At 39.8% G+C, this 13,127-nt stretch carries 8 protein-coding genes; 7 read left to right on the top strand and 1 reads right to left on the bottom strand.

All coding sequences use genetic code 11. The features are described from left to right. Positions 1 to 34 precede the first annotated feature (34 nt). From QUB66_RS00835 to QUB66_RS00850, 4 genes are read left to right on the top strand one after another with little or no spacing between them, the layout of a single operon-like run. Positions 35 to 3,061: a hypothetical protein gene (locus tag QUB66_RS00835; RefSeq protein WP_332965836.1), complete on the top strand. Its 3,027-nt coding sequence runs from the start codon at positions 35 to 37 to the stop codon at positions 3,059 to 3,061. Further along, positions 3,058 to 6,687, top strand: coding sequence for an ATP-binding protein (locus QUB66_RS00840; protein WP_332965837.1), 3,630 nt, complete (start codon positions 3,058 to 3,060; stop codon positions 6,685 to 6,687). Before QUB66_RS00835 ends, QUB66_RS00840 begins: the two co-directional genes overlap by 4 nt. Before the next feature lie 17 nt (positions 6,688 to 6,704). Then, positions 6,705 to 9,722, top strand: coding sequence for a hypothetical protein (locus QUB66_RS00845; RefSeq protein WP_332965838.1), 3,018 nt, complete (start codon positions 6,705 to 6,707; stop codon positions 9,720 to 9,722). Between the two features lie 39 nt (positions 9,723 to 9,761). Then, positions 9,762 to 10,220: a peroxiredoxin gene (locus QUB66_RS00850; RefSeq protein WP_332965840.1), complete on the top strand. Its 459-nt coding sequence runs from the start codon at positions 9,762 to 9,764 to the stop codon at positions 10,218 to 10,220. 222 nt (positions 10,221 to 10,442) lie between these two features. On the opposite strand, the gene hpf is transcribed toward QUB66_RS00850, so the two are convergent. Further along, on the bottom strand, positions 10,443 to 11,066 hold the full coding sequence (gene hpf, locus QUB66_RS00855) for a ribosome hibernation-promoting factor, HPF/YfiA family (protein WP_265239138.1): 624 nt from the start codon (positions 11,064 to 11,066) through the stop codon (positions 10,443 to 10,445). A gap of 150 nt (positions 11,067 to 11,216) precedes the next feature. Between hpf and lipB the strand changes: the two genes are divergently transcribed. From lipB to QUB66_RS00870, 3 genes are all read left to right on the top strand, one after another. After that, positions 11,217 to 11,894, top strand: a complete 678-nt coding sequence (gene lipB / locus QUB66_RS00860; protein WP_332965841.1) for a lipoyl(octanoyl) transferase LipB — start codon at positions 11,217 to 11,219, stop codon at positions 11,892 to 11,894. 237 nt (positions 11,895 to 12,131) lie between these two features. Beyond that, positions 12,132 to 12,371: a hypothetical protein gene (locus QUB66_RS00865; RefSeq protein WP_332965842.1), complete on the top strand. Its 240-nt coding sequence runs from the start codon at positions 12,132 to 12,134 to the stop codon at positions 12,369 to 12,371. Positions 12,372 to 12,565: 194 nt separating this feature from the next. Further along, positions 12,566 to 12,910 carry a hypothetical protein gene (locus tag QUB66_RS00870; protein WP_265239141.1) on the top strand — a complete coding sequence of 115 codons (345 nt, stop codon included), beginning with the start codon at positions 12,566 to 12,568 and terminating at the stop codon, positions 12,908 to 12,910. Positions 12,911 to 13,127 lie beyond the last annotated feature (217 nt).

A 13,127-nucleotide genomic window follows, 5' to 3' on the forward strand; every position in this document is an offset into this window, starting at 1 on the left:
CATAAGTTATCCAGCGGTGCGAGGAGGTTGCAGAGTGAATACCCTAAAAACGGCAGGCGGGAATTTAGTTGCGGTTGACTGTGGCGACTTATTGGACAAGATTCTCGAAGTTTTAGAGCAGTCGCCGACTCAGAATCCTTTTAAGATACATGGTAAGTGCGATCGGCTGCTCATCGACATTGACAGCATCGCCGAAGCAGTCGCAGGTTTGGGAGTAGAAAATCCTTTAGGTGCTTCCGAACGCGGTGCTCGTACGGCCACAGTCAACTTTACTCCCGGTTTCAAAGAACGCTTTCCAAGTCAAATTACCAAAATCAAAAACAGTTTAAAAGCTCGACTGGAATCTGCAATTAAGCAAGAAAATCAACAGTTTGACATCGAACAATTTGTTGTTAACTTAATCACAGATTTGCAAGATTTTCAAAGTCCTTCTGCCAGATTAGACTTTAGCTATCCCTTTGGCAACTATTCAGGGTTACAAAAGCAACGTTTGAGCATCACAAAAAATCCTAGCAGCAAAGAACTGCTAAAATTTCATAAACTAACTATCACCGTTGGTAAAACTAGCACATTTAATAACGAACTCAAACAAGGCTTAGAAAATTATATCAAATCTCAGTTTGCTAGCGCTATTGACAGCCAGCGGGAAGACTTAGATTTCATTCTTCAAGATTTAGAAGCAGATCCCAAATCAGACTTTTACAAGCTCAAAGAAATTGTAGATACAGAAACTATCGGCAAACTGAAAAAGCAAGCACAGATATGTTATTTAGAATTCCTGGAAGACAATCTTAGCACCAGCAATAACTCGTCAAATGCTGAGGGTATCATCTATTTACAAGACCTAATCCGGCGTCTCAAGCTCATTGATAAATATATCAGCAATCTCGAACAAGGCGACGGTCATTACTCGGTCAACTATGCGGGCATTGACATGAATTACCGAGATGCTTTTGCTCGTGCTGAATCCTTCGATATGCTGCCGATTATTCCCAAAATAGAAGGATATTTAGGAGAAACAAAAGACGAAAGCAAGGGAGATATTCAGTTTATTTTTGGACTAAAGCTCAAATTTAATAACGCAGTTCAAGCCTATGAGGGTAAAACAGTCTTTGAGTATTATCTCAATCTGCTTGATCCAGAGAGTAAGGAACATCAAGATGAACTTGATAACCCTGCTAAAAAAGGAATTTTCGCTAAGAAAATCTTGAAGTTACTATTGTTGTACTACTTCGTTTTTATCGGAAAAGACCCGTCATCAGATGGTTATACAGTTAACTCAGACTTAGAATACAATCCTATTCCAGAATTTGAGGAAAAAGTATTAAAAGTTTTCAAAGGTTCTGCTCAAGAAGCGAAAAAAAGAGTTTTACAAGACATCAAAAAAGATTTTGAACAATATAATATTACCTCTAAAATAGATACGCTCAAGAATCTCCTGCAAAAAATTCTGAAACAGAAGCATTTACCGAAAGAATTTCCGCTTCACATTTCGGTCAAAAAAAGCATTTTAGAGGATAGTATGAAAACTATTTTTACAAACTCTACATTCTTTAAGCCTGAGCTACGAACCAAACCCAAAGAAGTATTAAAATATATAGCTATTGGTCAAGCAAAGGCTACAGAAAATTCCCTATGCACTCTCACAGCTAAAATTGCAATTAGTGATGTTCATTATTTTGCTACTGACGACCTGCAAAGCTTCAGTATGGAATATGATATCACAGGGGTGAAAGCTCTGCCAGTGCTGCTAATGCCAAAAGAGCAACTATCCAGAACAACCTATGACAACCTGTTTACAAAACGAAAAATAGTCGCTTTTCCATACAGTTTATCTAGCAATAAATGGGATGCTAAAAAAACTTTTGTCTATCGATTTACCTTCGATTTACTTGCTTATACTTGCCTCAAGTTGTTGTTGGAAAAGCAAAGCAGATTATTCATTCCCATACTGCGGTTGCAACTGAGCAACCAACAGTCTGATTCACCAGTGGAAGAGTTCATGCGTTCTTTATCTAAAAGGTTATCGCATTTACTCAACGAGGAACATCGCTCTAATTCTCAGGGTGTAGATATCAGGAATTTAGAATACAAAGCTCCCAATGTGATGAGTTCTCTATATTCTGTGCTACCTAAAAAATTTACCTTTGCCAACCCGTCAGATTCTCCAAAAGAATTGGAAAAACTCGCTATAGTTATAGTTTCTAGTCGCGAGAGCGATGCTAGGTGGAATAGCGACCAAAAACTGTCGAATTTGCAGGGAGAAATTGTCGGAGCAATTCGTCAAAAAGATGGTTCTGTCCGGCTACAATTGCTCAAAACCTTCTCGGAAACCTACGAACACGAACAGATGTTTAAAGAACCTACTGTGGTGCGAGATGAAATAGGGAAAGTTTACAAATTGGGATTCAGGCATTTTCTATACATAGCCAAAGCTCCCTATTCTAGTACATTGCACATGACACAAAAAGAGGAAGCTTTATTTTTCATGTCGAAAGATGTGATTGCATATTTCAAAGAAAACTACGACGATATCAAAATTTATCCGATGTTTTTTGATAAATACTATGCAGTTAAGCTATCAGAAAGATTGGGAGTAAATTCTTTGTATATTCAGGATACGCTGGAATTGACAGCTTTAGTAAAAGACCCCAGCAGGCGCTCCATTGTATTTTTCAACCTGTTTAATGGACTGGTAGTAGGCGCAGAGGCAGAACGCAATTATAGGGGTGTAATTTCCTATGCTACTTTGTTGAATATCTATAAAGATATACTGGACGATCGACATATTTACCAGGGATTGATTGACGATACTCAGCTAAAAAATGACATTTTGCAGTATTTGACTTTATTCCACTTTTCTCGCTACGAAAAAGAAAGCGGTAAAAATGGTAAAATTAGTTTTAAATTAGATCCTTACGAAAACCTCATAGGAGATCAATCCGTAGGTAAACTATCTCTGTACAAGCATATGGGAGGAATTGCGGAGTTTAATGCCTTGGCATTTTTAACCAAAGTTAAAGAAGTCTTAAATACACCAACAGGAGGCGCACAGTCATGAAATCTAAAATAGCAGAAGATTTGGGGCGTTTGTTTGAAGTTGGGTTTAATATTGGGATTCTTGCTTGCATTAAAGAGAAGCAAATTAAGCATAAGTTTGAAAACTTGTACTTTCAGGAATTGCAGCAGCTAGAGTTTCCGAAGATGCTGAGGAAAATTACTGATAAAATAACCAGTCCTCTGGAAAGAAAGATGGCTGAAAAGTGGAGCGTATTTTTTTTGCAAAAAGGCTTTCTATCAGGTTTAAACTTTTTTCGAGAATACCTCGAATCTACAGGTTGGAATGAGCCAAATAAACTGCGACGTTTGGAAATATTGTATTACCAATCCTGTTTTTGCGATGAGAGCAGTATTGGCACTTATGTTAAAGGTGAGAAACAATGGTTTGGAGAAGTATTATCTCAATTTGACCAGATTGATAATGTTTCTCAGTATATTGAAGATTACAAAGAGAAAGGCGAGTTTCTGAGAGCTGATACTCTAATATTACTGCGATATGGTAGGCAATTTAGGATTCTGTGTGTAGATTTGTCGGTGTTTTCGATGAGGACATTCGATGATGTTACGGATCTCAACTATTTAGAGATTATCAGACGTTCTTTGAGACGAGATATGAACTATTTGCGCTCGAAAAGTGTGTTTTCTAAACTTCGCATAGATACTGAAAGTTTTGATGTCCATTTTTCGGAAGGTTTGAAGAGTTATTTTACTGCTTTTAAGTATGACAATAAGGAGAGTGCTAAGTTAATTCAAGCTGGTGGTTATGCTTATAGTTTTTATGGATTTCTCCGAAAAACGGGGATACTTGCTGATGATTCGCCACTAATATTTAATGCGGTGGGATATAGCGATCGCGGAATTAACGCTATGTCTGTCCGTCCCGAAAATTTAGATGTTTTGAAAACTTGTCACCTAATTTATAAGCATGATTCTAGTCCTCAAGAAATCGCCGATGCTCGCAAGCTAGTTTTAAATAAAATCAAGCGGAGTGCTTATCACAGCTTCGATCGCGGAAAAGAGCTTGTTGACGATATATTAGCAGTGTCGGCAGATAAAATCAATGTTGTGCGTCACACAGAGCGACTTGAGGGTTTTGTCAACTGGGTGGGAATTGTGCCGGATGAATTGATGCAGCAGTTGGGATTGAGCGGAAATTTGAAACTCCGCGATGCTCATGCTCAACTGATTGAAAAAGCTCTAGAATCTGCTGCTACTTATATCTTTTTGACTGGAAATCCTGGTATTGGCAAAACGACTGCGATCGCCAATTTTCTCACAGATCATGTAGATGATGGATTTCTGTTCTTTTATGTCAGTCCCAGAAAACAGGTAAATCTAGATATTATCGACAAATTCAAAAAACCTGGTACTGATGATTTATGGAATGATAAAATATTAGCAATTAATACTTATAGCGACTTAATTAAAGATAGTGGCCATAAATGTACTGTGCAGTATCTCTCGAATCAGCAGCAGGGAGAATTTTCATTGAAGACTGTTAAGTTTCAAGATAGCAGAGAAACTCAGCGTCAAAATAGGCGATCGAACCGACTGGAAAGACAAGCAGAAAATTTAATCAAAGATCGTGGACGGAATACTAAGGGCGTACTTAACAGCATTTGTGAAGCGATTTATACCTTGATTGATACTAAAGATTTCAACAACATTGTCGCGACTGTTTCTATCCAATCTTTAAAGAAAACTGATGCGGGGGACACGTTAAAACATTTTGAGAAAATTTTTAGTAATGCTTACAGTGCAAGGGAAAATAAGGTGCATCCCGATTGCATGAAAGACATCTCCAGTCGCATCAAGCATTTATTTATCATGATCGATGAGATTACTGGGGATGAGGGAGGCGTAGAATTTTTAAACGGCATCAACGAGATCCTAAACAAGTATGAATTGAAAAATAATTCTCACGGGTTTAATACAAAGGTGATTGTTGCAGATGCTTCTATCGTTGACAAGGCTGTAATTAATCAACACTTAAGCGATACCTCTGCTGAACCAGATAAAATCTATTTTCGGAAAGCTGAAAATCCAGGTTTGCCTCTGTCAGTGGAGCATTTTAAGTTTAAAGATACTGACTCAACTCTTATTAATACTAACTCGTATCCTGCCAAAAGTTTAAGCATTACCTATAAGGTTTTTATTGAATCTTGCAAGTTTAGTGAAGATACTTTGCTAGATAAAGAGACTGATTTAACCAAGACAAGACAATGCGAAATCTTACAGGATATAGAAGCTCTGTTAAAACGCTCAGATGTTGAACAACTGATAGTTTATATTCAGGACAAACAAAGATTGGGTGATTTGATAAACAAGATTAGGGAGCATCGAGGTGAGTTTAATAAAGGAACGGATTATATAGAAATACACGCTAATATTGGTGAGGAAGAAAAAGAGTTAGTTCAAAAATGCAAAGAAGATGTGAAGGTAGTATTTATGACTGCTTCAGGTAGTCGTGGGTTATCTTTTCCCAAGGCTAAACACATTTTGGTTGAGATTCCGAGGTTTGAAATAGAGAAAAACCTGATGGAATTGATTCAGGTGATTTATCGGGGGCGCGGAAAGGATGAGATTGATAATCAAGATAAAGAATTGATTTTCTATTTAGGCGATCGGGCAGTGTATTTTGAAGAGAACAAAGAGATATCGATACAGGAAAGTAAACTGAGTATTTTAAATATTTTGTTGATTTTGAAAGCATCTATAATGACGCGAATTTATGGTTGCGGGCAAATTGGTTCAGATAAGTTTATCATTATACCGATCGGCGGCAAGTCTGTATTGGCTGCTGGTGAAACATTTTCGTCCCAAATGAAAAACTTAATCGATTTGTTGAAAAGCGAGCACAGGAAGAATAGGAGCGATCGGCGTTTACTACAAGTATATAATAGTCTAGAATATTTACTCGGTCAAGCTGATTTTGTCTTGAGAGAGAATGTTGAGTCTAGTGGTAAATCTCAGGCTTCATATCTGACACAGCGGGAGTTTTTCAATAATCAATTTTCTCAGTTAGTAAGTGAAGGTTTCGAGAAGTTATTAAGCCTTGAGAACCTGGAACTCGGCTACATGAGCGGCGGTTTGTTAGTTGTGCCGATCGCATCGAAAACTTTGGAGGAAACCTACATGATGCCTCTGGTAAAAATAGCCCAAACTGCTAATAGTGAACTTTGGCATAATATGCAAACAATTAGCCGTAGTAGTTCCTATTCAGAGACTTTGCAATTTGCGATTAAAGATGCAATGGAGTTAGTTGAAAAACTGACAAATTCTGTTGACAAAACACAAAAATTTGAGCAAAATAGCCAACGAAATGACCAGTATTATGCCTTGCCATTGTTTGCATTTATTGCTGGGGAAGTATTCAGCGAATATTTTGCTAGTAACCCGGAAGAACCGAAATACCAACATTTCCGAGATATCTTGACTCAATATATCCGGGCCTTGTATCCTGCTGGTAATGTTTTGCCTATTGGAAATAAGTATCAAGATTTCCCGTTTGTTGTGTTTAGGAGCTACAGTTTAGAGCAGGTGAGGGAAAAGATATTTACGGACAAGTATCTTTTGAGTTCAAATGAGTTGAATATACTAAATTTAATTTTATCGGAAAAAATGTGAACTTGGGGGTTGACAGGGTGAATGTTTTAAGATTGGATGATAGCGATTTAGTAATGGTAGATTATGGCGATTTGCTGGACAAACTTTTAGAAGTTGTGCAGGGGAAAAACCCGTTTAGCGTTTCGGGCGATCGCAAACGTTTACTAATAGATATTGATACACTTGCTAATCAAGTCGCTACTTGCAAAAAAGTACAGAATCCTTTGGGTAATTGTGAAAATCAAGCAGATTCTGCTACGGTGAACTTTCTCCCGGAAGTTGAGGTGCGTTTTCGCAGTCAAGTTAGGGAGATTCAAGCTTGTTTGCGCCATAAATTAGAATCTGCTGTGGGAAATACTATTGAAATTGGCAAATTTGCAGCTAGTTTAACCAGTCCCCTAGAGTCTTTTAAAGGTAAGGGAAGTGAGTTAGGTTTCAAGTATGATTTTGGTAAATGCTATGATAGTTTGCAGAAACAGAAGCTGAGTTTGGAATGCTTGGATTCTGGTGTTGATTCGCTGCTGAAGTTTCATAAAGTAACTATTGTCGTCCGCAATGCAGATATTTTTCAAGAAGAATTGAAAGCTGGCTTAAAGAATTATATTGCTGAAAATGCTGAGAATAAAAACGATCGGGAAGAACTTAATTTTCGGCTTGATGAAATGGTGGAAAATCCAACTTCTGATTTTCACCGTCTGGTGCGAGTTGTGGATCGGGAAACTCTGGGACAATTAAAGAAAGAAGCGACAATTACTTACTTGGAGTATCTTTTAGAAAATCTTGATTCAACTACCGAAAATGTGCGCGGTTTAATTTATTTGCAAGATTTGATTCGCCGTATGAGGTTAATAGAAGCATATATCAGGGATATTAATAAACCGGACGGCGATTACTTGGTTAGCTATCAGGGAACTCAGGTTAATTACAGAGATCTGTTTTCGCGATCGGAAGCTTTTGATTATTTGCCGATCGTTCCGATTATAGCAGGTAGTCTGGGAGAAACTACGGATGATGCTGGGGGCGATCGCCAATTTGTTTTTGGCCTCAAACTCAAATTTGGCAATCCTGTTCAATCGCGGGGAGGCGATCGCGTATTGGACTACTATCTTAATTTGCTAAATCCCGACAGCGAGGAACATCTCGCCGCATTGGAGACACCAGCAAATCGTGAGACTTTCTTCCGCAAGGTATTAAAAATAGCGTTTTTGTATTATTTTGTGTTTGCTTCTCGCAGCAATCCACTAGCACCAAATTACGACACTGACTCTGAACTTAATTATAATCCGATTGCTGGCTTTGAGCAAAATGTAGTTTCTATATTGCAGGGTTCTGATGAGGATGCTAAAAAAGAACTTTTTCGCAATTTTATCCAAGGATTTGAGAAGTTTAATATCGCTCATAAAATCAACTGTCTCAAGCAATTGCTGCAAAAACATATTTTAGATCAAACTATTTTATCACCTCGAACAGAACCGCGACTGATTTTGGTTAAAAGAGGTCTGCTTGAAAATATAGATCGTACTTTGACAACCGGAATTTTTTTTAAGGAGGTTGTGGGGCGCAATCCCAAGGAAGCACTTCAGTATATTTCGGTGGTAAAGCCAAATGTCAGCACAAGAGCGATTTGTCAATTGCCTCTGAATATTACTATTGAAGATGTTCGCTATTTTCCAACCGATGAATCTCAAAGTTTTAGCATGGAATACAATATCAAAGGTATGCAGGTTTTACCAGTAGTTTGGGTTCCTAAAGCCGATCGCTCTAGAGAGGTTTTTTATAAAAATTTTCCGAATAAATCCATCGTATTTCCCTACGACAACCGACGGTTAGATAGCAAGGGAGGCTTGAAACCACAAGCGGCTTTTGTTTACAAGTTTGCTGTGGCCCTGATGTCGTATATTTGTCTGCAAATCTTGTTAGACAAATTACCAAATAATTTATTTGTCCCGATGGTCAGACTTCATGAAGGCGACTCAAAAAATCCTTCACCTTCGGAAAAGTTTATTGGGCATTTCTCTAAAACATTATGTCATATTTTGAGCGAAAAACAGCGATCGAACTCCAAGGGATTCCGCATCATGGGAACTCCGAGTGGTTTGACAATCCGAAACGGTTTGAGTTCACTGTATTCAATACTACCTAAAAAATTTCGATTCAACAATGTACAGTTATCTTCTGAGTTGGATAATTTAGCGATTATTGCGGTATCTACCAGGGATAGCGATGTAAAAAAGGGTAAGGGCAATCGTGCTGACAGAAAAGCCTGTTTGATGGGCGAAGTGACCGGAATCAGGCGTCAAGAAGATGATAGTATTCAGGTGGGAATGCTGAAAACTTTTTCGGAAAATTACAGTCTTCAGCATCTTTATACTCAGCCATCAATTCTCGGAGATATTGTCACCCAGTTATATAATCGAGGCTATCGAAATTTTTTATATATCTCGCAAGCACCTTATATGAGTACGCTGCATATTACTCAGAATGATGAAGATGATAAATTATTTTTTATGTCAAAAGATATCATCCGAGTTTTGAAAGGAGAGCGGGAAGATATTAGAATTTACCCGGTATTTTTTGATAAATACTACGTCCACAGTCCCAAACAGCATAGAGGAGAATCTTTTTATATTCAAGATACAGCGCAGCTTAGCAGCTTGTTTACAGATACGAGCAAGCAAGCTGCTGTGTTTTTTAATTTGTTTAACGGGATTAAAGTAGAGCAAGGTGAGAAAAACTTTTACAATGGAGTGATTTCCTATTCGACGCTATTGAATATTTATGAGGGAATTCTTGATGACCAAAATATTCGTCAAGGTTTGATTTATGATGGTATAATCAAAGATACTTTGCTGCATTATCTCACAATTTTTCACTTCTCTCGGTACAAAGCTCGGCAAAAAATCAGTCTCAAGCTAGATCCATTCGATCGCATTATTGGCGATGATTCTGTTGGTGCTCTATCTATATTTAGTCATGAGGGCGGGGTGGCGGATTTTAACTCGCTGGCTTTTTTGAATAAGGTAAGAGAAGTATTGAGCGTAACGGAGACTGTATAATAACCCAAAAGGAACAAAAAAAACTCAGTTCAAAAAAATATGGCAGTCAAAGTAGGAGATACGGCACCGGATTTTACCTTAACGTCGCAAACTGGCGCATCAGTTAGCCTCAAGGACTTTCGAGGTCAAAAAAATGTCATTGTCTACTTTTACCCCAAAGACGACACACCGGGATGCACGGCGGAAGCTTGCGCTTTTCGAGATAGTTATCAAGTTTTCAAAGACGCTGGTGCGGAAGTGATCGGAATTAGCGACGATTCGCAACAATCCCACGAGAAATTTGCCTCAAAATATCAGTTACCTTTTACATTGTTGAGCGATGCGGGCAATAAAGTTCGGCAGTTGTACGGGGTTCCGGCTACTATGTGGATTATGCCCGGTAGAGTGACCTATGTGATTGACAAACAAGGTGTTGTCAAGCATATTTTTGACTCCATGTTGGATTTTAAGGCTCACGTTTCAGAAGCGCTGAAGACTTTGGAAAGTATTAAAGGTTAGATTAGTTTTTTCATGTTTAAAGAGTCATATCGTTTATGATTGGATCGGAATGATTTAACCGCAGAGAGCGCAGAGAACACAGAGAAAGAGTTTTTAGATCGCTCGGCGGTTGAAACCGCGTCTACACAAACGAAGTCTCAGCAGAGAGGGACTAAGAAAAAGAGAGGAATTTAGTCCTCTCTTTTTCTTAGCAATTATCTAGCTTTTCCCAACACTAGATTTCTAATGTGCTGCGCTTTCGGCAGTTTTGCTACTTTTGCTATTACCGTTGCCGTTGCGCGGTTGGATAACTCCATAGCCACCGTGAGTCTTGCGTTCGTAGAGCACGTTAATTTCGTCAGTTTCCGCATTGCGGAACATATAGAAATCGTGATCGATAATCTGCAATTGTTCCAAAGCTTCTTGCACAGTCATTGGAGGCATAGCAAAATACTTAGTCCGCACTACCTCGGCAGGAAGTTCGGGAGTTCGATCGCCAATCAAATCCGCTGCTACAGGATGTTCATCAACTACCGCAATTGTTTTGGGACTATTCTGGATTTTGTTGTCGTGGCGTTTTTCCTTAAATTTCCGCAGTTGACGAGCTATCTTGTCGGCAACCAAATCTATGCTGGCATAAAGGCTTTCCGTGCTTTCTTCAGCCCGAATCACGCTACCGTTAGCATAAATTGTCACCTCAGCAGTCTGCTTAGGATTGATCCTGGGGTTACGAGCCACCGATAGATGAATGTCCACTTCAGTAGTCAAAGTTTGAAAATGGCTAACCGCCTTTTCAATCTTTTCGTTGACGTACTCGCGAATCGCATCGGTGATTTCTATATTTTTACCCTGGATAACAAGCTTCATAGAGCTCCCTCCCTTCTGTAACTTGGGTATAGTTTATACAATAGCATTATGTATTCAACAAAACACTTTTCTTTCAAATCTTTTTTATATGTTGACAATTCTTGATTTAAACTGCACCAATATTCCGTAAAAACACTATTGATTTTTTTCATGCTTTCCCCTATTATCCCTCAAAACCTAAATGCACAACCCTGCTTGCTCCTCGATTGGGGACAAGTGCCTTACTCCCAAGCTTGGGAAATCCAGCAAAAATTGGTGCAAGAGCGTCGGGAAAATCCTGATTTGCCTGATGTGCTGATTTTGCTGGAACATCCGCCGGTTTACACTTTGGGGCTGGGATCAAAGTTGGAATTTCTGAAATTTGACAGCGAAACTCAGCCAGAATTGCACCGAGTTGAGCGGGGCGGTGAGGTGACTTACCATTGTCCGGGCCAGTTGGTGGGCTATCCGATTTTAAATTTGCGCCGTCACCAGCAGGATTTGCACTGGTATTTGCGCCAGTTGGAGGAAGTGCTGCTGGGGGTGTTGGAAGTTTGCGGGCTGAAGGGTTCGCGGGTTCCGGGTATGACTGGGGTTTGGGTGGATGGCACTAAGGTGGGGGCGATCGGGATTAAAGTCAGCCGCTGGATTACGATGCACGGTTTTGCTTTAAATGTTTGCCCGGATCTCGCAGGTTTTGGGCAAATTGTACCTTGCGGGATTCCCGATCGACCCGTTGGCAGTTTGGAGCAATTTATACCGGGAATTGAGGTCGATCGAGTGCGATCGATCGTTATTGCACAGTTTGCTCGCGTTTTTGGAGTTGAAATTGTGCGATCGAATGTGTAGGGTGCGTCGCTGTCAACCTTACTACTAACGATAGCAGCCGATCGCTATCCGACTATTGTCTAGTTAAAACTCCTGATATCACAGCCTTGCATCAGTTCCCGAACTCCTGCGCGAAGAAATTCCCGACGCACCCATCGGAAAGCAACCAATCCGATTGTTGATTTGCGGGATTCCCAAAGCAGTAGAAAGCATCATCAGCCTGCTGCACGTTTTAGTAGGTTTTGCAGAAATTGGGGAATGGAGTCCGCCTTTACAGTCCCCGATCGCAGGCGAAGTAATGCGGATTTTAACCCGATTAATGGAAATAATAATTTTTCAGGGCGATCGTCCTTGATTGAGCAAAGTGCGATCGCCCTTAAATTATCAAAAACATCAGGCTTAATTCTCCACCCAATCACTGAAAAACTCCAGATTAAGGATGCTAAATATCGAATCGAATTAACGCGGCGGTGTTTGCGAGACTTGGGGGTATTATAGAGATCATTTTAACCGTCTGTACTTACTGACTCAAGAATTGACATAATTGGTGGTATAATTCGCGATCGCGGGCTTCTCTAACCTTAGAGAGAAGCAATACCGATGCAAAAATACGTCCTAAGAGTTTTGCGATCGCCCCTAGCGTCTGGTAGCATTCTTATTAATTATTGCGCTCCGCTCAGGAGAAAAAATTTATGGCAGATATGTCCGGTCAAGACCCCTCGGAAATTAAAATGGCGACGGTTGATGAAGAACAAAAAGGCGCAACGTTTAGCGGTACGGTCATCCTTGCTATCGATGCCGAGCGTGGGGAAGTCGTTTTCTTCAGAGACTTTTTGATTGAAGATTATAAAGGCGAACTTACCGCTTATCTGGCAACAGATGGCAATATAACGAAAAGCCTTGATTTAGGCGAACTTAAGCATAAGAGCGGCAGCTTTAAGCTGCCAATTCCGCTGGGGACGGATACATCACCCTACAATACAGTCGTGCTGCGCGACGAAAAAAGCAAGAAAAAAATTGTGACGATCGAGCTGTAAAATTTGCAATTTAGCTCGGAGTTCAGCCAAATTCGTTAGCGCAGCCATCGAAGAGGATCGCCCTTTTTTTCCTGAAGTGCGATCGCCCTTAAATTAAGGTGCTTAACAGTTGACAGTTGACAGTTGACAGCGAAGTTTTTAGGCTGGGGATTTAAGCCCCAGCCTAAAAACAATCCACCTAAAGGTGGGGGCTTAAATCCCCTGTGCTTTGGTCACT

The sequence above is a fragment of the Microcoleus sp. A2-C3 genome, from assembly GCF_036706065.1.
Taxonomy (GTDB): Bacteria; Cyanobacteriota; Cyanobacteriia; order Cyanobacteriales; family Microcoleaceae; genus Microcoleus.